This is a genomic window from Klenkia brasiliensis, from assembly GCF_900100695.1.
GTDB classification, from domain to species: Bacteria; Actinomycetota; Actinomycetes; order Mycobacteriales; family Geodermatophilaceae; genus Klenkia; species Klenkia brasiliensis.
Window position 1 is genome coordinate 658,711 of sequence record NZ_FNCF01000004.1, and the last position, 25,066, is coordinate 683,776.

Consider the following 25,066-nt stretch of genomic DNA (forward strand, 5'->3'; position numbering starts at 1 on the left):
TCGTCCCCGCACCCGGGGACGGCGGCGTCGTCGCGTGTCCGGGGAGGGACTGCATGACCGAGCTGCTCACCGAGCGCAGCGGCCGCGTGGCCACCGCGCGCAAGCTCACCCGCCGGGCCGGCCGGGACGCCGCCGGGCTCTTCCTCGCCGAGGGCCGGCAGGCGGTCTCCGAGGCGCTGGCCGCGGGCGCGGTCACCGAGCTGTTCGCCACGGAGGCCGCCGCGGCCGCGCACGCCGACCTGCTCGCCGGCGCCCCCGTGCGGCTGGTCACCGAGAAGGCCGCCGCGGGGCTGAGCGAGACCGCCTCCCCGCAGGGCCTGGTCGCGGTCTGCCCGCTGCGCGACGTGCCCGCCGCGTCGCTGGCCACCGCGCCGCCCCGGCTGGCCGTGGCGCTGGCCGAGCTCAACGACCCGGGCAACGCCGGCACCGTGCTGCGCACCGCCGACGCCTGCGGGGCCGGCGCCGTCGTGTTCGGCGCCGGGTCCGCCGACCCGTTCCAGGGCAAGACGGTGCGCTCCAGCGCCGGCAGCCTCTTCCACCTCGACGTCGTGCGCAGTGCCCCGCTGGAGCCGCTGCTGGCCGACGTCCGGGCCGCCGGGGTGACCGTGCTGGCCGCCGCCGGGGACGGCGAGACCACCCTGCCCGAGGCCGGGGACGCCGGGCTGCTGGCCGGTCCGGTGCTGTGGCTGTTCGGCAACGAGGCCCGCGGCCTGGACCCCGCGCTGGCCGCGCTGGCCGACCACCGGGTGCGGGTGCCGATGCGCGGGCGGGCCGAGTCGCTCAACCTCGCCGTGGCGGCGGGCATCTGCCTGTACGCCACGCAGCTGGCTGGATGACCGCATGCGCAGTCGTTGATGCGAACTCTTCGCAGTTAGGGTCGGGCTCATCCCCGTCCGAGAGGCTGCTGAGTGCTGCGCGTGCACGACCTGTCCGTCGTCCTGCCCGGTCGTGGACGACCCGGCCGACGGCTGCTGGACGGCGTCTCCTTCGACCTCGCCGCCGGTGAGCGCGTCGGCGTCGTCGGGTCCTCCGGGGCCGGGAAGTCCCAGCTCGTCGCCGCCCTCCTCGGGCTGACCCCGCCCGGCCCGGCCGTCTCCGGCAGCGTGCTGGTCGAGGGCACCGAGGTGGTCGGCGCGGGGCCGGCGACGTGGCGGCCGCTGCGCGGGCGGGCGACCGCGCTGGTCGCGCAGGACCCCGGCACGGCGCTGGACCCGCTGACCCGGGTCGGCCGCCAGGTGGGCCTGCCGCTGCGCGCCCGCGGGGTCGGCCGGGCCGAGGCCGCCCGCCGCGCCGCCGCGCTGCTCGCCGAGGTCGGCCCGCCCGGCACGGCCCGGCGGTTCCCCGGCCAGCTCTCCGGCGGCCAGCGGCAGCGGGTGGCGCTGGCGCTGGCGCTGGTGGGTGGGCCCCGGCTGCTGGTCGCCGACGAACCCACCTCGGCGCTGGACCCCACCGTGCAGGCCGGCGTGCTGGACCTGCTGGACCGGGTCACCGGGCCCGGCCGGGCAGGCCTGCTGCTGGTCACCCACGACCTCGCCGTCGCGGCCAGGCTGTGCAGCCGGCTGCTCGTGCTCGACGCCGGCCGGCTCGTCGCCGACGCACCCGTCGCCGACGTGCTCGCCGACCCCCGGCTGGCCGACGTGGTCACCGCCGCCCGCGAGCTGGCGGTGACCCGGTGACCGAGCCGCTGCTGCAGGCCCGCGGGCTGGTCCGCCGGTACCGGGGGACGACGGCGCTGGACGACGTCTCCCTGCAGCTGCGGGCCGGCGAGCGGCTGGCGGTGGTGGGGGAGTCGGGGTCGGGCAAGTCCACCCTGGCCCGGCTGCTGCTGGCCCTGGACACCCCCGACGCCGGCACGGTCGCCCTCGACGGCCGTCCGGTGCGCCCCGGGTCGCCGCGGTCGCTGCGCTGGTTCCGCCGGCGGGTGCAGACCGTGCCGCAGGACCCGGGCCGGTCGTTCAACCCGCGGATGCGGGTCGGCGAGGCGGTCGCCGAACCCCTGGCCTGCCTGCAGGTGCACGGCGACCACACCGCGCGGGTGGCCGAGCTGCTGGTCGCCGTCGGTCTCGAGCCCGACGCCGCCCACCGGTGGCCGCACGAGTTCTCCGGCGGCCAGCGCCAGCGGCTGGCCGTCGCCCGCGCGCTGGCGCCCCGGCCCGACGTGCTCGTCGCCGACGAACCGGTCAGCGCGCTGGACGTCGTCGTCCGGCTGCAGGTGGTCGACCTGCTCGCCCGGCTGTCGGCGGCCGAGGGCCTGGCGCTGGTGGTCGTCTCCCACGACCTCGGCGTGGTGCAGCGGCTGTGCGAGCGCGTGCTGGTGCTCGACGCCGGCCGGGTGGTCGAGCAGGGCCCGGTCGGGCAGGTCTTCACGGCCCCGCGGTCCGAGGTGACCGGCCGGCTGCTGGACGCCGTCCCCGTGCTGGACCCGGTGACGGCGTGAGCTGGGCGCCCTGGGTGCTGGTCCGCCGGCTGCCCGCCGTGCCGCGGCTGCTGCTGGCCAGCCAGCTGGCGTTCAACGTCGGCTTCTACCTGGTCGTGCCGTTCCTCGCCGTCCACCTGGTGCAGGACCTGGCGCTGGCGGGAGGGGTGGTCGGGCTGGTGCTCGGCATCCGCACCTTCAGCCAGCAGGGCCTGTTCTTCCTCGGCGGTGGGCTCACCGACCGGTACGGGGTCAAGCCGGTCGTGGTCACCGGGTGCGCGATCCGGGTCGCCGGGTTCGGCGTGCTGGCCGTGGTGCAGAGCCTGGCCGGGGTGCTGGTCGGCGTCGTGCTCGTCGGGTTCGCCGCCGCGCTGTTCTCCCCGGCCGTGGAGTCCGCGCTGGCCGACCAGGGCCGCCGGCTGGAGGAGGCCGGGGTGGCCACCCGCGCCGAGGTGTTCGGCCTGGACGCCGTCGCCGGCAAGCTCGGCTCGGTCACCGGCCCGGTGCTCGGCGCGCTGCTGCTGGGGGTCCCGTTCGCCGTCACCTGCCTGGTCGCCGCCGCGGTGTTCGTCGTCGTCCTCGTCGCGCACGTGCTGCTGCTGCCGCGGGACCTGCGCAGCGGCACCGGCCCGGTCGAGCCGGTCACCGCCGGCTGGGGCCACGTGCTGCGCAACCGCCGGTTCCTGGCCTTCACCGCCTGCTACTGCACCTACCTGCTGTCCTACAACCAGCTCTACCTGGCGCTGCCGGTCGAGCTGGACCGCGCCACCGGCTCGCAGGGCGCGCTGGGGTGGCTGTTCGTCGCCGCCGCGGTCAGCGTCCTGGTGCTCCAGCTGCCCATCACGGCCCGGGCCCGCCGCATCGGCCCGGCCCGTGCGCTGCCGCTGGGCTTCGCGCTCATGAGCGCCTCGTTCCTGGTGGTCGCCGTCGCGGCACCCGCCGCACCGCCGTCCGGGGTCTGGGCGCTGGCCCCCGCCGTCGGCTTCGCGCTGCTGCTCTACCTGGGCCAAATGGTCGCCGTCCCCGTCGCGCAGGACCTCGTCCCGCGGCTGGCCGGGGAGCGCCGCCTGGGCGCCCACTTCGGCGTCCTGGCCTCCGCCGGGGGCCTGGCCGTGCTGGTCGGCAGCACCGGCGTCGGCGCCCTGCTGGACCTGGCCACCGTGCCGCAGGCGGCCGCCGCCGTCCCCTGGCTCGTCCTCGCCGCCCTGCCCGCCGCCTCCGCGGTCGGGCTGTGGCTGCTCACCCGCCGCACCACCCCTGCCCTCGAGACCGTAGGAGCCCCGTGAAGCGCCGCACCGCCCTGCTCGCCCTGCCCGCCCTATTCGCCGGCGGGTGCTTCGCCCCGTCCGGCGGCGGTGGCGGGGACGACGCCGCCGACCGGCTGCGGGTGGCGCTGACCTTCCCGCCGGTGGCTGCGCTGTCGCCCTACACCGACGACGCGCTGCTGCTCACCCGGATGGGCGCCGCCGAGACGCTGGTGACCCCCGACGCGTCCGGCGCCGCGCAGCCCCAGCTCGCCGAGTCCTGGGAGTTCACCGACGACCGGACGGCGGTGCTGGAGCTGCGGGACGACGTGGTCTTCCACGACGGCACCCCGATGGACGCCGAGGCCGTCGCCGGGTCGCTGAACGCCGCCGCGGCCGCCGACCCCGGGGTGCGGGTGCTGCGCGACGTCGGCCTGGTGGCCACCGCCGTCGACGCCGACACGGTGCAGGTGCAGGCCGCGCAGGCCGACCCGCTGCTGGTGCAGCGGCTGGGCGCCCCCTCGCTGGTGGTGCTGGCCCCGGCCGCCTACGCCGACCCCGCCGCCCCCGACCCGGTGGGCCACGGCACCGGCCCCTACGCGATCACCGCCGTGCAGGGCACGCAGTCGGCGACGCTCGACGCCGCTGCCGGGTACTGGGGCGGCCCGCCCGCGGCCGACGGGGTGGACGTCCGCTTCGTCGACGACGCGGACGCCCGGACGTCGGCCCTGCGCGCCGGCGAGCTCGACGTCGCGCAGGGCGTCCCGGTCGCCGCGGTGTCGACCCTCGGCGACGCCGAGCGGGTGGTCACCACCTCGCTGCCCCGGGTCACCGCGCTGCAGCTGAACACCATCTCCGGCCTCTTCGCCGACCCCGCGCTGCGGGCCGCGGCGGTGGCCGCCGTCGACGTGGACGCGGTCGTCGACGGCGTCTTCGAGGGCCAGGCCGACCCCGCGCCGGGCCTGCTCACCGACGACACCCTGGGCTCGGCCGCGCGCACCGCGCCGGTGCTGCCCGCGGCGGCGGACCCGGCCGGGGCGGCCGTCCGGCTGGCCACCTACGACGACCGCCCCGAGCTGCCCGAGGCCGCCGCCGTGCTCGCCGAGCAGCTGCGGGCGGCCGGGTTCACGGTCGAGGTGGTCGTGCAGACCTACGCCACCCTGGAGCCCGACCTCCTCGCCGGCGCCTTCGACGCGGTGCTGGGCAGCCGGCTCACGCTGCTCGACACCGGTGACCCGGTCGGGTACTTCGCCACCGACTGGACGTGCGCGGGCGGCTACAACCTGGCCCGGCTGTGCGACCCGGCCGTGGACGCCGCCGTGGCCGCCGCGGCCGAGCTGACCGACCCGCGCGAGCGCCGGCAGGCCGCGGCGGACATCGAGGCGCAGGTGCTGTCCACCGCCGCGGTCGTGCCGGTGCTGCACGAGCAGAGCCGCACCGGTGTCGGCCGCGGGGTGCAGGGCATCGGCGACGACCCGTTCGAGCGGCAGGTCGTCACCGTCGCAACCTCCGCGGGCCGGTGACCGCGGCGCTCCTGCGCCGCACCCCCGGCGCGGTGCGCCGGGTGCCGGGGGTGGTCGTGGCGCTCGTCGGCACGGCGCTGCTGGTCGGGTCGCTGCCCTGGCTGTCGGGCACCGACCCGGCCCGCGCGGTGCTGCGCGCCCGGGAGGAGGAGGGCGCGCCCGACGCGGCCGCGCTGCAGGCGGTGCGCGACTCCCTGGACCTGCCCGCCGACCCGGTCACCGGGACGCTGGGGTTCCTCGGCCGGCTGGTCACCGGGGACCTGGGGACGTCGTGGGTGTCGCGCACCCCGGTCGCGGACGCCGTGCTGCCCGCGCTGGGCATCTCGCTGACGCTGGCCGGCACCGCGGCGGTGGTCGCGCTGCTGCTGGCCGGCCTGCTGACCGTGCCCGCCCTGCTGCGCGCCGCCGACGGCCGGCTGCGCGGGGGTGGCCCCGGGGCTGCGCTGGGCGGGGCACTGGCGGCGCTGCCGGAGTTCGTGCTCGCCGTGCTGCTCGTCGCCGTCGTCGCCGTCGGCTGGGGGCTGCTGCCGACCTCGGGGTTCACCGGGCCCGAGCACCTGGTGCTGCCGGTGCTGGCCCTCGCCGTGCCCGCGGCCGGCGTGCTGGCCCGGCTGCTGGCCGGCGCGGTCGCCGCGACCGCCGAGGAGTCCTGGCTGCGCACCTGGCGGGCCGCCGGCGTCACCCGGACGACGACCGCCGCCGCCCTCGGCCGCCGCGCCGTCGGCACGGTGGTGCCGCAGGTGCTGCTCCTCCTGGTCGGCACCCTGGGCGCGGCCGCGGTGGTGGAGGCGGTGTTCGACGTGCCGGGGCTGGGCGGACTGGCGCTCGGCGCTGCGCTGGCCCAGGACGTGCCCGTGGTGCAGGCCGCCGTCCTCCTGCTGGTCGGCACCGGGCTGCTCGTCGGCGGGGGCGGGGTGGCCGTGCACCGGCTGCTGCTCGGCCCCGCGCTGACCACCAGCGGGTTCACCCCCGAGACCGTCCGGGCCGGTCGCCGTCCCCGGCGGGCGGCGGGAGCGGTCGCCGCGGTGCTCGGGGTCGCGGTGCTGGCCGGGCTGCTGCGCGACCCGGCCGGCCAGGACGTCGCGCGTCGCCTGGCCCCGCCGTCCTGGGCCCTGCCGTTCGGCGCCGACCCGCTGGGCCGCGACGTGCTGGCCCGGTTCGGCCACGGCGCGCTGGTCTCGGTGGGCCTGGCCGTCGTGCTCGCCGCGGTGGCGCTGGTGGTCGGCCTGGCGGTCGGGCTGCTCGGCCGCGGGGACCGCTCGGGCCCGGCCGACGTGCTCAACGCCCTGCCCGCCGTGGTGGTCGGGATCGTGGTCGCCGCGGTGGCCGGGCCGGGCCTGCTGTCGGCCTGCGTGGCGGTGTCCCTGGTCGGCTGGGTCCCGCTGGCCGTGCACACCCGCACGCTGGCCGCGGAGGCCCGGGCGTCGGGCTTCCACGTGGCCGCCGTCGCCGGGGGTGCGGGCCGGTGGCACGTGCTGCGCCGGCACCTGCTGCCGGTGGTCGGGCCGCCGGTGGTGCGGCACGCCCTGGTCCGGGTGCCGCACGCGTCGCTGGCGCTGGCCGGGCTGTCCTTCCTCGGCCTGGGTGCGGGTGCGGAGTCACCGGAGTGGGGCCGGGCGCTGGCGGAGACCACCGGCTACCTGGAGCGCGCGCCCTGGGTGGTCGCCGCGCCGGTCGCCGGGCTGGTGCTGCTCGGCGTCGTCGTGGCCCTGGCCGACCCGGCCCCGGAACGCTGACCGGCGGGCCCCTCAGGCCGCCCGGGCCCGCAGCGACCGGCCCAGCACCAGCACCACGGCCCCGGCGACCACCACGGTGAGCAGCCCGACCCGCAGCGAGACGGCGTCGGCGAGCAGCCCGATCAGCGGCGGCGAGACCAGGAAACCGGTCCGCAGCAGCAGGTTGACCGCGGTCAGCCCCACCCCGGGGGCCAGCCCGGGCAGGGCGTCGGCCGCGGCGTAGACCGCGGGCACCAGGGTGGCCACGCCGACCCCGGCGAGGGCGAACCCGACCAGGGTGGTGGGCACCGAGGGGGCGCCCAGGGCCAGCACGAAGCCGGCCGCGATGACGGCGCCGCCGACCCGGGCCACCACCCGCTGGCCGAACCGGTCGACCACGCGGTCCCCGGTCAGCCGGCCCGCGGTCATGGCCACCTGGAACACCACGAAGCCCAACCCGGCGACCACCGCGGTGGCGGCGAGGTCGTCGCGCAGCCAGATCGCGCTCCACGACGCCGCGGAGTCCTCCACGAACGCCCCGGCCGCGGCCAGCGCACCCAGGACGGCCAGTGCACCGGCCGCCCGCCGCCAGGTCCGGGCCCGCCCGGCGGTCTCCGGGGCCACCGCCGGCACGTCCGCGGCGGTGTCGGGCCCGGGCAGCATCCAGGCCCGCACCGCCAGCGCGACGGCGCCGAACACGATGGCGGACACCCCCAGGTGCAGCTCCAGCGGGACGCCCAGCCCGGCGACGACGGAGCCGAGCAGGCCGCCGGCGACCGCGCCCAGGCTCCAGAGCCCGTGCAGGGCGTTGAGGATCGACCGGCCGTAGCCGCGCTGCACCCGCAGCCCGTGCGCGTTCTGCGCGACGTCGACGACGGTGTCCAGCGCGCCGACGGCGAACAGCACGGCCGCCAGCACCCACCAGGACGGCGACGCCGCGGCCCCGGCCACGCCGACGCCCAGGCCGACCAGGCCCAGCGAGGCCACCGGGCCGGAGCCCCAGCGGCCGATGAGCACGGCCGCCGAGGGACCCATGACCAGCGCGCCGAGCGGAGCCGCGGCCAGCGCCGTCCCCAGGGCGGCGTTGGACAGGCCCAGGTCGTCGCGCAGCTCGGGCAGCCGCGGCACCAGGTTGGCGTAGAAGACGGCGTTGAGCGCGAAGCAGGTCGCCACCGCCACCCGCGCGCGGCGCAGCTGCGTGGTCGGGCGGGCCGGGGCGGTCACGGGGTGACCTGCAGGACACGGGCGAGCACGGTGCGGGTCTCCTCGCGGGTGGGCGGGGCGGTGGTGAGGATGGCGTGCATGGTCAGGCCCTCCATGACGCCGTCCAGGGCGCGGGCCAGCTCGGGGTCGAGCACCCGCTGCAGGGTGTCGCGGCTGCTGCGCATCCAGTCCTCGGTGACCTCGCGCAGGGCGGGGTCGCGCAGGGCGGCCAGGTAGAGCTCGTAGGCGATGGCCCACTGGCGCTGGGTGGCCAGGTGGCCGCGGAGCACGAAGTCGGTGGCCGCCTCCAGCATCGTGGCCCGGTCGGTGGCCGCGGAGAAGTGGGCGCGGAACAGCTCGGCCATCCGCTGCGCGTGCCGGGTGAAGGCGGCGCGCACCAGGTCGTCCAGGCCCTCGAAGTGGTAGGTCACCGACCCCAGCGGGACGTCGGCGGCGGTGGCGATGCGGCGTGCGGTGAGCCCGGCCAGCCCGTGCTCGGCGATGACGTCGACGGTGACGTCGACCAGCCGGTCGCGCCGGTCGGGGTCGAACCGGCGGGTGCTGCTCACGCGTCCAGCTCGCGGACGACGCGGGCCGGGTTGCCGACCGCGACCACCCGGGGCGGCAGGTCGCGGGTGACCACCGACCCGGCACCCACCACGGTGTCGTGGCCGATGGTCACCCCGGGCAGGACGACGACCCCGCCGCCCAGCCACACGTTGTCCCCGATCACGATCGGCGCGGAGCCCTCCCACCGCGCGCGCCGGCGCACCGGGTCGACCGGGTGGGTCGGGGTCAGCAGCTGCACGCCCGGCCCGATCTGCACGTCGTCGCCGATGGTGACCGGGCCGACGTCGAGGCAGACCAGGCCGAAGTTGGCGAACACCCGCGCCCCGACGGTGGTCCGGTACCCGTAGTCGCAGCGGAACGGCGGCAGGATGGTGCTGCCCTCGCCGAAGGACCCCAGCAGCTCGGTCATCAGCGCGCGCAGCCGGTCGCGGTCGGTGGGGTCGGCGGTGTTGTAGGCGTGGGTGAGCGCCTGGGCGCGCGCGTTCTCCCGCGTCAGCTCGGGGTCGTCGGCGATGTACTCCTCGCCGGCCAGCATCCTGTCCCGCATGGTCCGCTCGTCGGTCACCCGGCCACGGTAGCCGACGATGCGTACGTCCGTACGCATGAGGTGGGCGGACCGGGTGGGAGGATGACCGACCGTGACGACCACCGGCCGATCCGACGGGCGCTCCTCGCGCTGGACCGAGCACCGTCGCGCCCGCCGGGTCGAGTTCGTCACCGCGGCCGTGGAGTCGGTGCGCCGCACCGGCCCGGAACTTGCCGTCGACGACGTGGCGCGCACCGCCGGGGTCAGCAAGACCGTGCTCTACCGGTACTTCACCGACAAGGACGAGCTGGTCGACGCCGTCCTGGAGCAGATCAGCACCGAGATCCTGCTGCCCCGCCTGCTCGGCGAGCTGGCCATCGACCGGGCCACCGACCGCGAGCGGCTGCGCGCGGTCGTGGCCGCGTTCGTGGCGATCATCGAGGAGGAGCCGGCGCTCTACCGGTTCGCCTACGCCCAGGCCGGCCGGTCCGGGCGCGCGGACCTGGTCGCGCAGACCGAGCGCGAGGTCGCCGAGGCGCTGGCCTGGGTGATGGGGGAGCGGCTGGCGTCGCTGGGCCGCAGCCCCGAGGGCACGCACACCTGGGCCTACGGCGTGGTCGGCATGGTGCAGCTGGCCGCGCACTGGTGGTCCACCGAGCGCAGCGTGACCGCCGCCGACCTGGTCGACCAGCTCACCGTGCTCGCCTGGGGCGGGCTCTCGGCGCTGCTGCCCCCCGCACCGGGGGAGTGACGCGGGGCGGGCAGGCAGAATGGCCTCCCGTGTCCGGCGCCAACGACCCATTCGACCCCAAGCAGGTCGCGGCCCTCTCGCCCGAGGCCCTCGACGCCGCCGTCGCCGAGGGCCTGGCCGCCTTCGCCGCCGCGGCCGACCTCGACGCCCTGGCCGCCGTCCGGCCCGCGCACCTGGGCGACCGCGGCCCGGTGCTGCTGGCCCGCCGCGAGCTCGGTGCGCTGCCCCCGGCCGCCCGCAAGGACGCCGGCCAGCGGGTCAACGCCGCCCGCGTCGCGCTGACCGAGGCCTACGACGCCCGCCTGGCCGTGCTCGCGGCCGAGCGCGACGAACGGGTGCTGGCCGAGGAGCGGGTCGACGTCACGCTGCCCTCGGGCCGCACCCGGCCCGGTGCCCGGCACCCGCTGACCACCATCCAGGACCGGATCGCCGACATCTTCGTGGGGATGGGCTACGAGGTGGCCGAGGGCCCGGAGCTGGAGAGCGAGTGGCTGAACTTCGACGCCCTCAACACCGGCCCCGACCACCCGGCCCGCTCGCTGGCCGACACCTTCTTCGTCGCACCGGAGGACTCCGGGCTCGTGCTGCGCACGCACACCTCGCCGGTGCAGGCCCGCACCATGCTCGAGCGCACCCCGCCGATCTACGTGGTCGCGCCGGGCCGGGTGTTCCGCACCGACGAGCTCGACGCCACCCACACCCCGGTCTTCCACCAGGTCGAGGGCCTGGCCATCGACCGCGGGCTGACCATGGCCCACCTGCGCGGCACCCTGGAGGCCCTCGCCCGGGCCCTGTTCGGCCCGGACTCCGAGATCCGGTGGCGGCCGCACTTCTTCCCGTTCACCGAGCCGTCGGCGGAGTTCGACGTCTGGTTCCCCGAGCACCGCGACGGTCCGCAGTGGGTCGAGTGGGGTGGCTGCGGGATGGTCAACCCGCGGGTCCTCACCGCCTGCGGCATCGACCCCGAGGTCTACGGCGGGTTCGCCTTCGGCATGGGCATCGAGCGGGCCCTGCAGTTCCGCCACGGGGTGTCGGACATGCACGACATCGTCGAGGGCGACGTCCGGTTCACGAGCGCATTCGGAGCAGAGCAGTGAAGGTCCCCGTCAGCTGGCTGTCCCAGCACGTCGACCTGCCCGCGGGCACCGGTGTCGAGGAGCTCGACGCGGCGTTCGTCCGGCAGGGCCTGGAGGTCGACGCCGTCCTCCGCACCCCGGAGACCACCGGCCCGCTGGTGGTCGGGCGGGTGCTGGAGATCGAGGAGCTCACCGGGTTCAAGAAGCCCATCCGGTACTGCCGGGTCGACGTCGGCAACCCCGAGCCGCAGGGCATCGTGTGCGGCGCCCGCAACTTCGCCGTCGGCGACCTCGTCGTCGTCGCGCTGCCCGGCGTCGTGCTCCCCGGTGACTTCGCGATCGCCGCGCGGGAGACCTACGGCCGGGTGTCGGACGGGATGATCTGCAGCGTCCGCGAGCTCGGGATCGGCGACGACCACGAGGGCATCCTGGTGCTGGGCACCGAGGGCATCGACCCGGGCACCCCGGCCGCCGGCGTCCTCGGCCTGGACGACGTCGTGCTCGACCTGGAGGTCACCACCGACCGCGGCTACTGCATGGCCATCCGCGGCGTGGCCCGCGAGGTCGCCGCCGCGCTCGGCGCGCCCTGGCAGGACCCGGCCGCCACCACCCCGCCGGCGTGGCCGGGCGAGCCTGCGTGGGCCGTGCAGGTCGAGGACCCGGCGCGCTGCGACCGGTTCTCGATGATCGCGATGGAGGGCCTGGACCCGGCGGCCCCCACCCCGTGGTGGATGCGCCGCCGGCTCACCCGCTGCGGCGTGCGGTCGATCTCGCTGGCCGTCGACGTCACCAACTACGTGATGCTCGAGCTCGGCCAGCCCATGCACGCCTTCGACCGGGACGCCGTCCGCGGCCCGGTCGTGGTGCGCACCGCCCGGCCCGGGGAGCGGGTCACCACGCTGGACGGCGCCGACCGCGTGCTGACCGACGACGACCTCCTGATCACCGACGACAGCGGCCCGATCGGGCTGGCCGGCGTCATGGGCGGGGCGTCCACCGAGGTGTCGGGCGCCACCACCGCGCTGCTGCTGGAGGCCGCGCACTGGGAGCCCACCGGCATCGGCCGCGGCGTGCGCCGGCACAAGCTGCCCAGCGAGGCGGCCAAGCGCTTCGAGCGCGGCACGGACCCCGACGTCACCGTGGTCGCGCTGGCCCGCGCCGCGGAGCTGCTGGCCGAGTTCGGCGGCGCCCGCGTCGTCGGCGGCGTGGTCGACGTCGACACCCGCGGTCCGCGACCGCAGATCACGCTGGCCACCGACCGGCCGCAGGCGGTCGCCGGCATCCCGATCGCGCCCGACGCCGTCGTGGACGCGCTGCGCACCGTCGGCTGCACGGTGGAGACCGAGGGCGCAGTGCTCACCGTGACCCCGCCGTCCTGGCGGCCCGACCTCACCGACCCGGCCGACCTGGTCGAGGAGGTGGTGCGCGCGGTGGGCTACGACGAGATCCCGGGCGTGCTGCCCACCGTCCCGCCGGGCCGGGGGCTCACCCCGGCCCAGCGCCGCCGCCGCTCGGTGGGCCGCGCGCTGGCCGACGCCGGGTACACCGAGGCCCCGGCCTACCCCTTCGTCGGGCCGGCCGCGCTCACCGCGCTGGGGTTGCCCAGCGAGGGCCTGCTGACGCTGCGCAACCCGCTGTCGGAGCAGGAGCCGGCGATGCGGCCCTCGCTGCTGCCCGGGCTGCTGGCCACGCTCGCCCGCAACCTCGGCCGCGGCCAGCGCGACCTGGCGGTCTTCGAGCTCGGCGTGGTCTTCACCCCGGGCCCGGTGTCGGCCGCGCCGCTGCCCCCGGTGGACCGGCGGCCCGACGACGACGTGCTGGCCGCGCTGCTGGGTGCGGTCCCGGCCCAGCCGTGGCACGTGGGCGTGGCGCTCACCGGGCTGCGCGAGCCGCGCGGCCACTGGGGTCCGGGCCGGGCCGCGGACTGGGCCGACGCCGTCGAGGCCGCCCGCACGGTCGCCGAGGCCGCCGGGGTGGAGCTGACCGTCCGGGCCGGCGACCGCCTGCCGTGGCACCCCGGCCGCTGCGCCGAGCTGCTGGTCGGGGAGGTCGTCGTCGGGTACGCCGGCGAGCTGCACCCGCGGGTCTGCGCCGACCTCGAGCTGCCGGCGCGCACCTGCGCGATGGAGCTGGACCTGGACGCGCTGCCGGAGAAGGCCGTCGCGCAGGCGCCGGCCATCTCGACCTTCCCGCCGGTGCGGATGGACGCCGCGCTGGTCGTGGACGCCGGGGTGCCGGAGGCCGACGTCCGTGCCTCCCTGGCCGGGGCCGCCGGGGAGCTGCTGGAGGACCTGCAGCTCTTCGACGTCTACACCGGTGCCTCGCTGGGCGAGGGGCGCAGGTCGCTGGCCTACGCCTTCACCTTCCGCGCCCCGGACCGCACGCTGACCGGTGAGCAGGCCCGCGAGGCCTTCGACGCCGCGGTGGCCGCCGCGGCCGCCGACCACGGGGCGGTGCTGCGTGCCTGACCAGCCGCTGGCCGGGCAGGTGGCGCTGGTGACCGGCGCCTCCACCGGGATCGGGCTGGAGCTGGCCCGCGGGCTGGCCGCGCGCGGTGCCCGGGTGGCCGGCCTGGCCCGCGGCGCCGACCGGCTGGCCACCGCGCTGGACGGCGTGGGGCTGGCCGTGCCGGCGGACGTGACCGACCTGGCCGCCGTCCGGGCCGCCGTGGCGCGGGTGACCGCCGAGCTCGGCCCGGTGGACCTGCTGGTCAACAACGCCGGGCTGGTCGACGCCGCCGAGGTGCCGGTGTGGGAGGCCGACCCGCAGCAGTGGTGGTCGGTGGTGGAGAGCCAGCTGCGCGGGCCGTTCCACCTGGTGCAGGCCGTGGTCCCGGCCATGGTGGCGCGGGGCAGCGGCCGGGTGGTCGGGCTGGCCAGCGGCATGTCGACCCGGGCGAACCCGGACTACAGCGCCTACTCCGTCGGCAAGGCCGGGGCGCTGCGCATCACCGAGTCCCTCGTCGCCGCGGGCGTGCTGGCCTTCGACGTGGCGCCCGGTGTGGTGGAGACCCCGATGACCCGGTCGATGGCGATGTGGGACGGCTTCGATGGCTGGACGCCGGCGTCGGCCGTCGTCGAGCTGGTGGCCGCCGTCGCGCAGGGCCGGCTGGACCACTGGTCGGGCCGGTTCGTGCGGGCCGGCAAGGACACCGTGGAGGCCCTGGCCGCGACCGTGCCCGCGGGCACCCAGCGCCAGGTCCGCCTGCTGCCCCACGGGCCGGACGACCCGGTCGCCTGAGGGCTCGTCCGTCCGGGGGTCAGCCCACCGTGCGCAGGGCGCCCGGGACGATGTCGACGGCGACGTGGGTGTCGGTGTCGAGCTCGACCAGCTCGCCGTCCAGCTGCAGCGGCATGGGCGCCCGGATGGTCAGCTCGTGGGAGGTGGCGTGCGGCTGCGGGCCCAGGCCGACGGTGGCCGAGCGGAGTGCGGTGAGCAGCACCCGCAGCTTGCTGCGGTGGGGGAGCAGCACCAGCTCGAACTCGCCGTCGTCGGGCCGGCCGTCGTGCGAGAGCGTGGCCACCTTGGCCATCCGGTCGATGTTGGCGTACAGCAGGCTGTCGACCTCGATACGCCGGCCGTCGGCGAGCTCCACCGGGAACGGCCGGAACCGCCGGAAGCCGCGGACCACGGCGAGGATCTCCCGCCAGGACCCCTTGCCGCCCTCCTCCAGGTCCACCGCGACGACCGGGGTGATGCCCAGCCCGATGTAGGAGTGCGCGTACCGGACCTGCGGCTCCCCGCCCGCCGGGGTGAGGGTGAGCCGCAGCAGGTCGAACCGCTGCGTGCGCCCGGTCGCCAGGGCGTGCGACACCGCGGCGTCCAGCGGGCGGCGCTTGGTGGCCCGGCGGTGGTCGTTGGCGTTGCCGGCTCCCCGGACGGCGGCCACCGCGTCGGGGTTGCCGGCGTCCATGAGGCCGTTGACCACGTCGTTGTAGCCACCGTCCCCGCTGACCGAGACCACCAGCGGCCGGCCCTCCCGGGCGGCCTCGGCCGCCAGCTCCCGGCCGTGGCCGGCGCGCTGGGTGGGCGCGAGGTCGATCGGCAGGTCCGGGTGGCGCTCGGCGAGGTCGTCGCGGAGCTCCCGGGCCAGCGTCGGCGCGTCGCCGGTGCTGTTCGGGTTGAAGACGATGACGACCCGGTCGAACGCGGCCACGCGGCCACCCTCCCACCTCGACGATCACGGACCTGGGCAGCGGCACCCCGGCGTGGCGCTGCCGCGATGATGGCGGGCACCCGGCCGCGCCGCACCCGGTGACTGCACATCCATCCGGCCTAGTGCATACTCATGCATCGTGAGCGCAGAGCGGACGTGGACGGTCGGGGTCACCGGCGCCACCGGGTACGCGGGCGGTGAGGTGTGCCGGCTGCTGGCCGGGCACCCGCAGCTGCAGCTGGCCGGGGTGCACGCGGCAGCGAGCGCCGGCCGACGCCTGGGGGAGTCCCAGCCGCACCTGCTGCCCTACGCCGACATGGTCGTGCAGCCCTCGGAGCCCGCGGACCTCGCCGGCTACGACGTCGTCGTCCTGGCCCTGCCGCACGGCGCGTCCGGGGCGATCGCCGCCGGCCTGCCCGACGACGTGCTCGTGCTCGACTGCGGTGCCGACCACCGGCTCGCCGACCCGGCCGCCTGGGCACGCTGGTACGGCACCGAGCACGCCGGCACCTGGCCCTACGGGCTGCCCGAGCTGCCCGGCCAGCGGGGCAAGCTCGCCGGTGCCCGGCGGATCGCCGTCCCGGGCTGCTACCCGACCAGCGTCACCCTGGCCCTGGCCCCCGCCCTGGCCGCCGGGCTCGTCGAGCCCGAGGTCGTCGTGGTCGCCGCGTCGGGCACCTCGGGTGCCGGCCGGGCGGCCAAGCCGAACCTGATCGGCTCCGAGGTCATGGGCGCGGTCAGCGCCTACGGCGTGGGCGGCGTCCACCGGCACACCCCGGAGATGGTGCAGAACCTGTCGGAGGTCGCCGGACGGACCGTCGGCGTGAGCTTCACCCCGACCCTGGTGCCCATGGCCCGCGGCATCCTCGCCACCTGCTCGGCCAAGGTCGCCCCCGGCACGACCGCGGAGTCCGTCCGGGCCGCCTACACCGAGGCCTACGCCGACGAGCCCTTCGTGCACCTGCTGCCCGAGGGCCAGTGGCCCACCACGGCCGCCGTCCTCGGCGCCAACACCGTCGCCCTGCAGGTCACCGTCGACCCCGACGCCGGCCGGCTGGTCGCCGTCGCCGCGGTGGACAACCTGACCAAGGGGACGGCGGGCGGCGCGCTGCAGTGCGCCAACATCGCCCTCGGCCTGCCCGAGACCCTGGGCCTGCCGGTCGTGGGGGTCGCGCCGTGAGCGTCACCGCCCCCGCGGGCTTCCGGGCCGCCGGCGTCGCCGCCGGTCTCAAGGCCTCCGGCGACCCCGACGTCGCCCTCGTGGTCAACGACGGTCCGGACGACGCCGCGGCCGCCGTCTTCACCACCAACCGCTTCCCGGCCGCGCCGGTGCTGTGGTCCCGGCAGGTGCTGGCCGACGGCCGGGTGCGCGCCGTCGTGCTCAACTCCGGCGGGGCCAACGCCTGCACCGGCCCCGAGGGGTTCGGCGACACCCACGCCACCGCCGAGCACGTCGCGGCGACCCTGGGTCTGGGCGCGGGTGACGTCGCGGTGGCCTCCACCGGGCTGATCGGCGTCCGGCTGCCGATGGACAAGCTCACCGCCGGGGTCACCGACGCCGCGGCCCAGCTCTCCGCCGAGGGCGGCCCCGCCGCCGCCCGCGGGATCATGACCACCGACTCGGTGCCCAAGACCACGGTGCAGACCGGGTCGGGGTGGACCGTCGGCGGCATGGCCAAGGGCGCCGGCATGCTCGCCCCCAGCCTGGCCACCATGCTCGTCGTCCTCACCACCGACGCCGTCGTCCCGGCCGAGCTGCTGGGCAGTGCGCTGCGGCACGCCACCGCGCACTCCTTCGAGCGGGTCGACTCCGACGGCTGCCTGTCCACCAACGACACCGTGCTCGTGCTCGCCAACGGCGCGTCCGGGGTCACGCCCACCGCCGAGGAGCTCGGCGCGGCCCTGGACGCCGCGTGCCTGGACCTGGCGATGCAGCTGCTGGCCGACGCCGAGGGCTCCACCAAGGACATCGCGATCACCGTCCGGGGCGCGGCCTCGGTCGAGGACGCGCTGGAGGCGGGGCGGGCCTGCGCCCGCAACAACCTGCTCAAGACCGCGCTGTTCGGCAACGACCCGAACTGGGGCCGGGTGCTGGCCGCGATCGGCACGACGAGCGCCGCCTTCGAGGCCGACCGGGTCGACGTCACCATCAACGGGGTCACCGTCTGCCGCGGCGGCTCGATCGGCGACGACCGCGCCGGTGTCGACCTGACCGGCCGGGCCATCACCATCGACGTCGACCTGGCGGCGGGGTCCGAGCAGGCCACCATCTGGACCAACGACCTGTCCATCGCCTACGTCCACGAGAACTCGGCCTACTCGACATGACCGCCACCCCCGGCGCCCAGGACCCCACACCCCCCGACGTCCGGCCCGACGAGGCGCCCCCCAGGCGGCGCTACGGCACCAGCCGGGTCATGCGCACCCCCGACCCCGAGGGCGACGCCCGCAAGGTCGCCGTCCTCACCGGGGCGCTGCCCTGGCTCAAGGAGTTCCACGGCAACGTCGTGGTCGTCAAGTACGGCGGCCACGCGATGGTCGACGAGGAGTGCCGCGCGGCCTTCGCCGAGGACATGGTGTTCCTGCGGACCTGCGGCATCCTGCCCGTCGTCGTGCACGGCGGCGGCCCCCAGGTCAGCTCGATGCTGTCCCGGCTCGGCGTGGAGAGCGAGTTCCGCGGCGGCCTGCGGGTCACCACCCCGGAGACCATCGGCGTCGTCCGGATGGTTCTGGTCGGCCAGGTCGGCCCCGAGGTCGTCGGCCTGATCAACTCGCACGGCCCCCTGGCGGTCGGCCTGTCCGGCGAGGACGGCCGGCTGTTCACCGCCGAGCGCACCACCGCGGTCGTCGACGGGCAGCCGGTCGACGTCGGCCTGGTCGGCGATGTCGTCGAGGTCGACCCGACGCCGATCACGGCGCTGCTGGCCAACGGCAACATCCCCGTCGTCGCCACCGTGGCGCCGGACAAGGACGGCCAGCTGCACAACGTCAACGCCGACACCGCCGCCGCGGCGCTGGCCGTGGCGCTCGGTGCGGTCAAGCTCGTCGTGCTCACCGACGTCGAGGGCCTCTACTCCGACTGGCCGGACAAGTCGTCGCTGGTCGAGCAGATCGACGCCGCCGAGCTCGAGACGATCCTCCCGACCCTGGACGCCGGGATGATCCCCAAAATGGCCGCCTGCCTGCGGGCGGTGCAGGGCGGGGTGCAGCGCGCGACCGTCGTCGACGGCCGGCTGCCGCACGCCCTGCTGCTGGAGATGTTCACCACCGAGGGCACCGGGACGATGGTCGTCCCCACCTCGACGACCGAGAAGGAGGGGACGGCATGACCACCACGGAGGAGCTGACCCGCCGCTGGTCGACGGTGATGATGGGCAACTACCGCACCCCGCCGGTGGCCCTGGAGTTCGGCCGGGGCGCCTCGGTGTGGGACGTCGACGGCCGCGAGTACACCGACCTGCTCGGCGGCATCGCGACCACGATCCTCGGCCACGCCCACCCCGCCGTGGTCGCGGCGATCACCCACCAGGCCGCCCGGCTGGGCCACGTGTCCAACCTGGCCATGCACGAGCCCGGCGTGCTGCTCGCCGAGCGGCTGCTGGAGCTGGCCGGCCGGCCCGGGCGGGTGTTCTTCTGCAACTCCGGCGCCGAGGCCAACGAGGCCGCCTTCAAGATCAGCCGGCTGACCGGCCGGCCCGAGGTGGTCACGGCGCTGGGCTCCTTCCACGGCCGCACCATGGGCGCGCTGGCGCTCACCGGCCAGCCGGCCAAGGCGCAGGCCTTCGCCCCGCTGCCCGGCGGCGTCCGGCACGTCGAGTACGGCGACCCCGACGCCCTGCAGCTCACCGACGACACCGCGATGGTGCTGCTGGAGCCCGTGCTCGGCGAGGGCGGCGTGCTGCCGGCACCCTCCGGCTACCTCGCCGCCGCCGCGTCGCAGGCCGCCGCGGTCGGCGCGCTGTTCGCCACCGACGAGGTGCAGACCGGCATCGGCCGCACCGGCTCCTGGTTCGCGCACGCCGCCGACGGCGTGGCCCCCGACGTCATCACGCTGGCCAAGTCCCTCGGCGGCGGGCTGCCGCTGGGCGCCACCCTGGCCTTCGGCGACGCCGCCGAGCTGCTCGGCGCCGGCTCGCACGGCTCCACGTTCGGCGGCAACCCGATCGCCGCCGCCGCCGCGCTGGCGGTGCTGGACACCATCCGCGACGAGGGCCTGCTGGAGCGTGCCAAGGACCTCGAGCACCGGTTCACCACCGGCATCGAGGGCCTTGGGCACCCGGCCGTCTCCGGCGTCCGCGGCCGCGGTGCGCTGCTCGGCGTCGTCCTCACCGCCGACGTCGCCCCCGCCGTCGAGGGCGGCCTGCGCGACGCCGGCTACCTGACCAACGCGGTCGCGCCCGGCGTCCTGCGGCTGGCGCCCTCGCTCGTCGTCACCGACGAGCAGGTCGACCGGTTCGTCGCGGCCCTGCCCCCCGTCCTCGACGCAGCACTGGAGACCGCACCGTGAGCCCCCGGCACTTCACGAAGGACGACGACCTCACCCCGGCCGAGCAGGCCGAGGTCCTGGCGCTGGCCGCCGAGCTGAAGAAGACACGGCACACCCCCGACGCGCCGCAGCCGTTGGCCGGGCCGAGGTCGGTGGCGGTCCTCTTCGACAAGCCCTCCACCCGCACCCGGGTGTCCTTCTCCGTCGGCGTCGCCGAGCTCGGCGGCTACCCGCTGGTCATCGACGCCGGCTCCTCGCAGCTCGGGCGCGGCGAGCCGGTCGAGGACACCACCCGGGTGCTCGACCGGCAGGTCGAGGCCATCGTCTGGCGGACCTTCGGCCAGGACCGGCTCGAGGCGATGGCCGCGGTCAGCCGCGTGCCGGTGGTCAACGCGCTCACCGACGACTACCACCCGTGCCAGATCCTGGCCGACCTGCAGACCATCGCCGAGCGCCGGCCCACCCTGGCCGGGCTCACCCTGACCTACCTGGGCGACGGCGCGAACAACATGGCGCACTCCTACGCCCTGGGCGGCGCGACCGCCGGCATGCACGTGCGGATCGGCTCCCCGGAGGCGTTCGCGCCCAACCCGGCGATCATGGCCCGCGCCGCCGAGGTCGCCGCGCGGACCGGTGGCTCGGTGACCTGGACCGCCGACCCGCACGCCGCGGCCGACGGCGCCGACGTGCTCGCCACCGACACCTGGGTCTCGATGGGCCAGGAGGACGAGGCCGGCGACCGCGAGGCACGCTTCCGGCCCTACGCCCTGGACGAGGCGGCGCTGGACCGGGCGGCCCCCGAGGCGGTCGTGCTGCACTGCCTGCCCGCCTACCGCGGCAAGGAGATCGCCGCCGCGGTCATCGACGGGCCGCAGAGCGCGGTGTGGGACGAGGCGGAGAACCGGCTGCACGCGCAGAAGGCCCTGCTCACCTGGCTGCTGGCGCAGCGGTGACCGGCGCGCTGACCCGGTCGGCCCGGCACGCCCGGATCGCCGAGCTGATCGCCGGTCAGCCGGTCACCTCGCAGGGCCAGCTGGCCCGGCTGCTCGCCGAGTCCGGCGTCGAGGTCACCCAGGCCACGCTGTCGCGGGACCTGGAGGAGCTGGGCGCGGTCAAGCTGCGCGGTTCCGACGGCGCCCCGGCGTCCTACGTGCTGCCGCCGGAGAACGCGCCGCTGCGCCCGGCGCAGTCCGCGCCCGCCCGGCTGACCCGGATGCTCTCGGAGCTGCTGACCAGCGCCGAGGGCTCGGCCAACCTCGCCGTGCTGCGCACCCCGCCCGGCGCGGCGCAGTTCCTCGCCTCCGCGATGGACAAGACCGGCCTGCCCGACGTCCTGGGCACGATCGCGGGGGACGACACTCTGCTGGTCGTCTCCCGCGACCCCCAGGGCGGCCCCGCCCTGGCCGAACGCCTGCTGGCACTCGCCGCCGGCAGCACCGACCGAGAAGGACACCCGTGAGCAGCGCACCGGCCGGATCCGACACCCGCCTCTGGGGAGGCCGCTTCGGCGGTGGGCCGTCGGCCGCGATGGCGGCGCTGTCCAAGTCCACCGACGTCGACTGGCGGCTGGCGCCCTACGACCTGGCCTCCTCCCGCGCGCACGCCCGGGTGCTGCACCGCGCCGGGCTGCTCACCGCCGACGAGCTCGACCAGATGGTCGGTGCGCTCACCGAGCTGTCCGCCGAGGTCGCCGCCGGCACCTTCACCGCCATCGAGGCCGACGAGGACGTGCACGAGGCCCTCGAGCGCGGCCTGACCGCCAAGCTCGGCACCCTCGGCGGCAAGCTGCGGGCCGGCCGGTCCCGCAACGACCAGGTCGCCACCGACCTGCGGCTCTACCTGCGGCACCACGTGCGCGCCCTGGTCGGTGCGGTCGCCGACCTCGAGGAGGCCCTCGTCGGCCTCGCCGAGCGGTACCGCGACGTCGCCGCCCCGGGCATGACCCACCTGCAGCACGCGCAGCCGGTGCTCATCGCCCACCAGCTGCTGGCGCACGCGCACTCCTTCGCCCGGGACGTCGACCGGCTGCTGGACTGGGACCGGCGCACCGCGGTCAGCCCGCTGGGCGCCGGCGCGCTGGCCGGGTCCTCGCTGCGGCTGGACCCCGACGCCGTCGCCGCGGAGCTCGGTTTCGACCGGGCGGCGGACAACTCGATCGACGCGGTCAGCGACCGCGACTTCGCCGCGGAGTTCTGCTTCACCGCGGCCCTGCTCGGCGTCCACCTGTCCCGGCTGGGGGAGGAGGTCGTGCTCTGGACGTCGACCGAGTTCGGCTGGGCGCGGCTGGACGACGCCTGGGCCACCGGGTCGTCGATCATGCCGCAGAAGAAGAACCCCGACATCGCCGAGCTGGCCCGGGGCAAGGCCGGCCGGTTCGTGGGCAACCTGACCGGCCTGCTGACCATGCTCAAGGGCCTGCCCCTGGCCTACGACCGCGACCTGCAGGAGGACAAGGAGCCGGTCTTCGACTCCATCGAGCAGCTGGCCCTGCTGCTGCCCGCGGTCACCGGCATGGTCGCCACGCTGACCCTGCGCCCCGAGGTGCTCGAGGCCGCCGCGCCGCAGGGCTTCGCGCTGGCCACCGACGTCGCCGAGTGGCTGGTGTCGGCCGGTGTCCCGTTCCGGTCGGCGCACGAGATCAGCGGCGCCATGGTCGCCCGCTGCGAGGCGCTCGGCGTCGACCTGCCCGACCTCACCGACGCGCAGCTGGCCGAGGTCTCCGAGCACCTGACCCCCGAGGTGCGCACCGTGCTCACCGTCCCCGGCGCGCTGGCCGCCCGGAGGGCACGGGGCGGGACGGCGCCCGAGCGGGTGGCCGAGCAGCTCACCGCGCTGTCGGCGCTCGTGGCCGAGCACCGCGGCTGGGCCGCCGCCTCCCCGGTCGCGCCCGCGCTGTAGATGCCCGGCCCGCTCGTCACCGCCGACGAGCTGCTCGCCCGGCCCGAGGAGGTCGCACCCGGCCTGCTCGGCTGCTGGCTGGTCACCGACCGCCCCGGGGGCACGACGGCGGTGCGGCTGACCGAGGTCGAGGCCTACTCCGGCACCGGCGACGACCCCGCGGCGCACTCCCACCGCGGGCCGACGCCGCGGGCGGCGGTCATGTTCGGCCCGCCCGGGCGGCTCTACGTCTACTTCAGCTACGGCATGCACTGGTGCGCCAACGTGGTGACCGGCCCGGAGGGCGTGGGCAGCGCCGTCCTGCTGCGGGCCGGCGAGGTGGTGGTGGGGGAGGAGCTGGCCCGCGGCCGGCGCCCGGCCTCCTCGGTGCGGGACCTCGCCCGGGGGCCGGCCCGGCTGACCGCGGCCCTGGGCATCGGCCCCGACGACCGGGGTGCGGACCTGCTCGACCCCGCCTCCCCGGTCCGTCTGCACCACGGCACCCCGCCGGCCGGGGTGACCGCCGGGCCGCGGGTGGGGATCACGCACGCCGCGGACCTGCCGTGGCGGTTCACCGAGACCGGGCACCCGACGGTGAGCGCCTTCCGGGCAGGTGTCCGCCGTCGCCGGCCCGGGGCCGGGCAGGATGGTGCCCCGTGACCAGCAGCGTGACCAGCACCCCGGACGTCGTCGACGAGCTCCACCGCCGCGGCCTCATCGCCCAGAGCACCGACGAGACCGAGCTGCGCGCAGCCCTCGCCGCCGGGCCGGTCACCTACTACTGCGGTTTCGACCCCACCGCCCGCTCGCTGCACGTCGGCCACCTGGTCCAGTTCATGGTGCTGCGGGCCCTGCAGCGGGCCGGCCACCGGCCGATCGTGCTGGTCGGCGGTGCCACCGGGCTGATCGGGGACCCGCGGCCGACGTCGGAGCGGCAGCTCAACGCACCCGAGGTGGTGGCGGAGTGGGTGGAGCGCATCCGCAGCCGCGTCGCGCCTTTCCTCGACCGGCCCGCCGCCGAGCAGGGCCTGCCCGCGCCGGTCTACGTCGACAACCTGGACTGGACGGCGCCGCTGAGCGCCATCGACTTCCTGCGCGAGCTGGGCAAGAACTTCCGGGTCAACCGGATGCTGGCCAAGGAGGCGGTGTCGGCCCGGTTGAACAGCGACGCCGGCATCAGCTACACGGAGTTCAGCTACCAGATCCTGCAGGCCAACGACTTCAAGGAGCTGCACGAGCGGCACGGCTGCACGCTGCAGACCGGGGGGTCCGACCAGTGGGGCAACCTCACCGCCGGCACCGACCTGGTCCGGCGCACGCACGGGGTGTCGGTGCACGCCCTCGGCACACCGCTGATCACCCGCGCCGACGGCACCAAGATCGGCAAGACCGAGGGCGCCACCGTCTGGCTGGACCCCGAGCTGACGAGCCCCTACGCGTTCTTCCAGTACTGGCTCGGCATCGACGACGCCGATGCCCGGGCGTGGGCCCCGCTGTTCTCCGAGCGGCCGGCCGACGAGGTGGCCGCGCTCATCGCCTCGTCCGAGGAACGGCCGCAGGCGCGCGAGCTGCAGCGCGCCCTGGCCGAGGAGCTGACCCGTCTGGTGCACGGGGACGAGGAGCTGGCCCAGGCCGAGGCCGCCGGCCGCGCCCTCTTCGGCCGCGACGACCTGGCAGCACTGGGGGAGGGGACGCTGACCGCCGCGCTGTCGGAGGCCGGGTCCGTGCGGCTCGGTCCCGACGACGTCGTGGACGGCGAGCTGCCGACGATCGCCGCACTCCTGCAGCGCACCGGTCTGTGCTCGTCGCTGTCCGACGCCCGGCGCACGGTCAAGGAGGGCGGGGCCTACCTGAACAACGAGCGGGTCACCGACGGCGACACGCCGGTGCCCGCCGCGGCCGCCCTGGCGGGTGGCTGGGTGGTGCTCCGCCGGGGCAAGCGCAACGTCGCCGGGGTCCGCCTGCCCGCCTGACCTGGGCAGGGGGGACCCCCGGCACCCGGTGGCGTGTCCTCGCCCTGTGGCCGCCCGTGCCGTGTGAACGACCCGTGACGGCCGGATGTCGGCCACGTGGCGGGCGTCACCCGAGGGGGCGTTTGACACGGGTCCGACAACCACGTAACTTTCTCTCTGCGCCGGGGACGACCGCGAGGCCGGGCCCGAAGCGCCGAGCAGGACAACAAGCCGAGACATCGAAGGCCGGGAGGCCGGGGTTCTTGCGCGTCCGCTCTTTGAGAACTCAACAGCGTGCCGAAAGTCAGTGCCAACTGTTTGACCCCTTGAACTTTTGGGTTCGGGGTTTCTGGATTGATGATCGAGACTGTCAGGTCTTGGTTCTTGGTCTGGGTTGAATTCATCTACGGAGAGTTTGATCCTGGCTCAGGACGAACGCTGGCGGCGTGCTTAACACATGCAAGTCGAACGATGAAGCCAGCTTGCTGGTGGATTAGTGGCGAACGGGTGAGTAACACGTGGGCAACCTGCCCCCGGCTCTGGGATAACTCCAAGAAATTGGTGCTAATAC

Annotated in this window: 23 protein-coding genes and 1 rRNA gene; 20 read left to right on the top strand and 4 right to left on the bottom strand. The window is 76.3% G+C overall.

Going from position 1 to position 25,066, the window contains the following annotated elements; genetic code table 11:
- Positions 1 to 53 precede the first annotated feature (53 nt).
- The 6 genes from BLT39_RS15095 to BLT39_RS15120 all read left to right on the top strand — a co-directional run bounded on the left by BLT39_RS15095 (position 54) and on the right by BLT39_RS15120 (position 6,919).
- Positions 54 to 836 (top strand): TrmH family RNA methyltransferase, encoded by a 783-nt coding sequence (locus BLT39_RS15095; protein ID WP_091064829.1) that lies wholly within the window; start codon positions 54 to 56, stop codon positions 834 to 836.
- Between the two features lie 81 nt (positions 837 to 917).
- A complete protein-coding gene (locus tag BLT39_RS15100) occupies positions 918 to 1,676 on the top strand; it encodes an ATP-binding cassette domain-containing protein (RefSeq protein ID WP_165640281.1) in 759 nt (252 codons plus the stop codon).
- The gene (locus BLT39_RS15105) at positions 1,673 to 2,437 is read left to right on the top strand and encodes an ABC transporter ATP-binding protein (RefSeq protein ID WP_091064836.1); all 765 of its coding nucleotides are present in this window, start codon (positions 1,673 to 1,675) and stop codon (positions 2,435 to 2,437) included. The genes BLT39_RS15100 and BLT39_RS15105 overlap by 4 nt, the downstream gene beginning before the upstream one ends.
- The gene (locus BLT39_RS15110; RefSeq protein WP_091064838.1) at positions 2,434 to 3,702 is read left to right on the top strand and encodes an MFS transporter; all 1,269 of its coding nucleotides are present in this window, start codon (positions 2,434 to 2,436) and stop codon (positions 3,700 to 3,702) included. The genes BLT39_RS15105 and BLT39_RS15110 overlap by 4 nt, the downstream gene beginning before the upstream one ends.
- The gene (locus BLT39_RS15115) at positions 3,699 to 5,183 is read left to right on the top strand and encodes an ABC transporter substrate-binding protein (protein WP_091064842.1); all 1,485 of its coding nucleotides are present in this window, start codon (positions 3,699 to 3,701) and stop codon (positions 5,181 to 5,183) included. The genes BLT39_RS15110 and BLT39_RS15115 overlap by 4 nt, the downstream gene beginning before the upstream one ends.
- Positions 5,180 to 6,919: an ABC transporter permease subunit gene (locus BLT39_RS15120; RefSeq protein WP_207507981.1), complete on the top strand. Its 1,740-nt coding sequence runs from the start codon at positions 5,180 to 5,182 to the stop codon at positions 6,917 to 6,919. The genes BLT39_RS15115 and BLT39_RS15120 overlap by 4 nt, the downstream gene beginning before the upstream one ends.
- A gap of 12 nt (positions 6,920 to 6,931) precedes the next feature.
- On the opposite strand, the gene BLT39_RS15125 is transcribed toward BLT39_RS15120, so the two are convergent.
- From BLT39_RS15125 to BLT39_RS15135, 3 genes are read right to left on the bottom strand one after another with little or no spacing between them, the layout of a single operon-like run.
- Positions 6,932 to 8,122 carry an MFS transporter gene (locus tag BLT39_RS15125; protein WP_091064846.1) on the bottom strand — a complete coding sequence of 397 codons (1,191 nt, stop codon included), beginning with the start codon at positions 8,120 to 8,122 and terminating at the stop codon, positions 6,932 to 6,934.
- Positions 8,119 to 8,670, bottom strand: coding sequence for a TetR/AcrR family transcriptional regulator (locus BLT39_RS15130; RefSeq protein ID WP_091064849.1), 552 nt, complete (start codon positions 8,668 to 8,670; stop codon positions 8,119 to 8,121). The genes BLT39_RS15125 and BLT39_RS15130 overlap by 4 nt, the downstream gene beginning before the upstream one ends.
- Positions 8,667 to 9,236, bottom strand: coding sequence for a sugar O-acetyltransferase (locus tag BLT39_RS15135; protein ID WP_242658446.1), 570 nt, complete (start codon positions 9,234 to 9,236; stop codon positions 8,667 to 8,669). Before BLT39_RS15135 ends, BLT39_RS15130 begins: the two co-directional genes overlap by 4 nt.
- Positions 9,237 to 9,309: 73 nt before the next feature.
- Here BLT39_RS15135 and BLT39_RS15140 point away from each other — a divergent pair, with 73 nt between their 5' ends.
- The 4 genes from BLT39_RS15140 to BLT39_RS15155 are packed head-to-tail and all read left to right on the top strand — an operon-like array spanning position 9,310 to position 14,264.
- On the top strand, positions 9,310 to 9,948 hold the full coding sequence (locus tag BLT39_RS15140; RefSeq protein ID WP_091064852.1) for a TetR/AcrR family transcriptional regulator: 639 nt from the start codon (positions 9,310 to 9,312) through the stop codon (positions 9,946 to 9,948).
- 29 nt (positions 9,949 to 9,977) lie between these two features.
- Positions 9,978 to 11,045: a phenylalanine--tRNA ligase subunit alpha gene (pheS, locus tag BLT39_RS15145; protein WP_091064856.1), complete on the top strand. Its 1,068-nt coding sequence runs from the start codon at positions 9,978 to 9,980 to the stop codon at positions 11,043 to 11,045.
- Positions 11,042 to 13,492 (top strand): phenylalanine--tRNA ligase subunit beta, encoded by a 2,451-nt coding sequence (pheT, locus tag BLT39_RS15150; RefSeq protein ID WP_091064859.1) that lies wholly within the window; start codon positions 11,042 to 11,044, stop codon positions 13,490 to 13,492. The genes pheS and pheT overlap by 4 nt, the downstream gene beginning before the upstream one ends.
- Positions 13,485 to 14,264 (top strand): SDR family NAD(P)-dependent oxidoreductase, encoded by a 780-nt coding sequence (locus BLT39_RS15155; RefSeq protein WP_091064863.1) that lies wholly within the window; start codon positions 13,485 to 13,487, stop codon positions 14,262 to 14,264. Before pheT ends, BLT39_RS15155 begins: the two co-directional genes overlap by 8 nt.
- 19 nt (positions 14,265 to 14,283) lie before the next feature.
- On the opposite strand, the gene BLT39_RS15160 is transcribed toward BLT39_RS15155, so the two are convergent.
- Positions 14,284 to 15,180, bottom strand: coding sequence for a diacylglycerol/lipid kinase family protein (locus BLT39_RS15160; protein ID WP_091064867.1), 897 nt, complete (start codon positions 15,178 to 15,180; stop codon positions 14,284 to 14,286).
- A gap of 139 nt (positions 15,181 to 15,319) precedes the next feature.
- Here BLT39_RS15160 and argC point away from each other — a divergent pair, with 139 nt between their 5' ends.
- The 10 genes from argC to BLT39_RS15210 form a co-directional block, all read left to right on the top strand.
- Complete coding sequence (argC, locus tag BLT39_RS15165) at positions 15,320 to 16,360, top strand: N-acetyl-gamma-glutamyl-phosphate reductase (RefSeq protein WP_091064869.1); 1,041 nt, start codon at positions 15,320 to 15,322, stop codon at positions 16,358 to 16,360.
- Entirely contained in the window at positions 16,357 to 17,508 is a 1,152-nt protein-coding gene (gene argJ / locus BLT39_RS15170) for a bifunctional glutamate N-acetyltransferase/amino-acid acetyltransferase ArgJ (RefSeq protein WP_091064872.1), read from the top strand. The genes argC and argJ overlap by 4 nt, the downstream gene beginning before the upstream one ends.
- Positions 17,505 to 18,509: an acetylglutamate kinase gene (gene argB / locus BLT39_RS15175; RefSeq protein WP_091064875.1), complete on the top strand. Its 1,005-nt coding sequence runs from the start codon at positions 17,505 to 17,507 to the stop codon at positions 18,507 to 18,509. Before argJ ends, argB begins: the two co-directional genes overlap by 4 nt.
- A complete protein-coding gene (locus tag BLT39_RS15180; RefSeq protein ID WP_091064877.1) occupies positions 18,506 to 19,687 on the top strand; it encodes an acetylornithine transaminase in 1,182 nt (393 codons plus the stop codon). Before argB ends, BLT39_RS15180 begins: the two co-directional genes overlap by 4 nt.
- Entirely contained in the window at positions 19,684 to 20,619 is a 936-nt protein-coding gene (argF, locus tag BLT39_RS15185) for an ornithine carbamoyltransferase (protein WP_091064880.1), read from the top strand. The genes BLT39_RS15180 and argF overlap by 4 nt, the downstream gene beginning before the upstream one ends.
- Entirely contained in the window at positions 20,616 to 21,125 is a 510-nt protein-coding gene (locus tag BLT39_RS15190; protein ID WP_091064883.1) for an arginine repressor, read from the top strand. Before argF ends, BLT39_RS15190 begins: the two co-directional genes overlap by 4 nt.
- Complete coding sequence (gene argH, locus BLT39_RS15195) at positions 21,122 to 22,564, top strand: argininosuccinate lyase (RefSeq protein WP_091064885.1); 1,443 nt, start codon at positions 21,122 to 21,124, stop codon at positions 22,562 to 22,564. Before BLT39_RS15190 ends, argH begins: the two co-directional genes overlap by 4 nt.
- Positions 22,565 to 23,203: a DNA-3-methyladenine glycosylase gene (locus BLT39_RS15200; protein WP_091064888.1), complete on the top strand. Its 639-nt coding sequence runs from the start codon at positions 22,565 to 22,567 to the stop codon at positions 23,201 to 23,203.
- On the top strand, positions 23,200 to 24,516 hold the full coding sequence (gene tyrS, locus BLT39_RS15205; RefSeq protein WP_242658447.1) for a tyrosine--tRNA ligase: 1,317 nt from the start codon (positions 23,200 to 23,202) through the stop codon (positions 24,514 to 24,516). The genes BLT39_RS15200 and tyrS overlap by 4 nt, the downstream gene beginning before the upstream one ends.
- Positions 24,517 to 24,898: 382 nt before the next feature.
- Positions 24,899 to 25,066, top strand: a 16S ribosomal RNA gene (locus BLT39_RS15210); the annotation flags it as partial.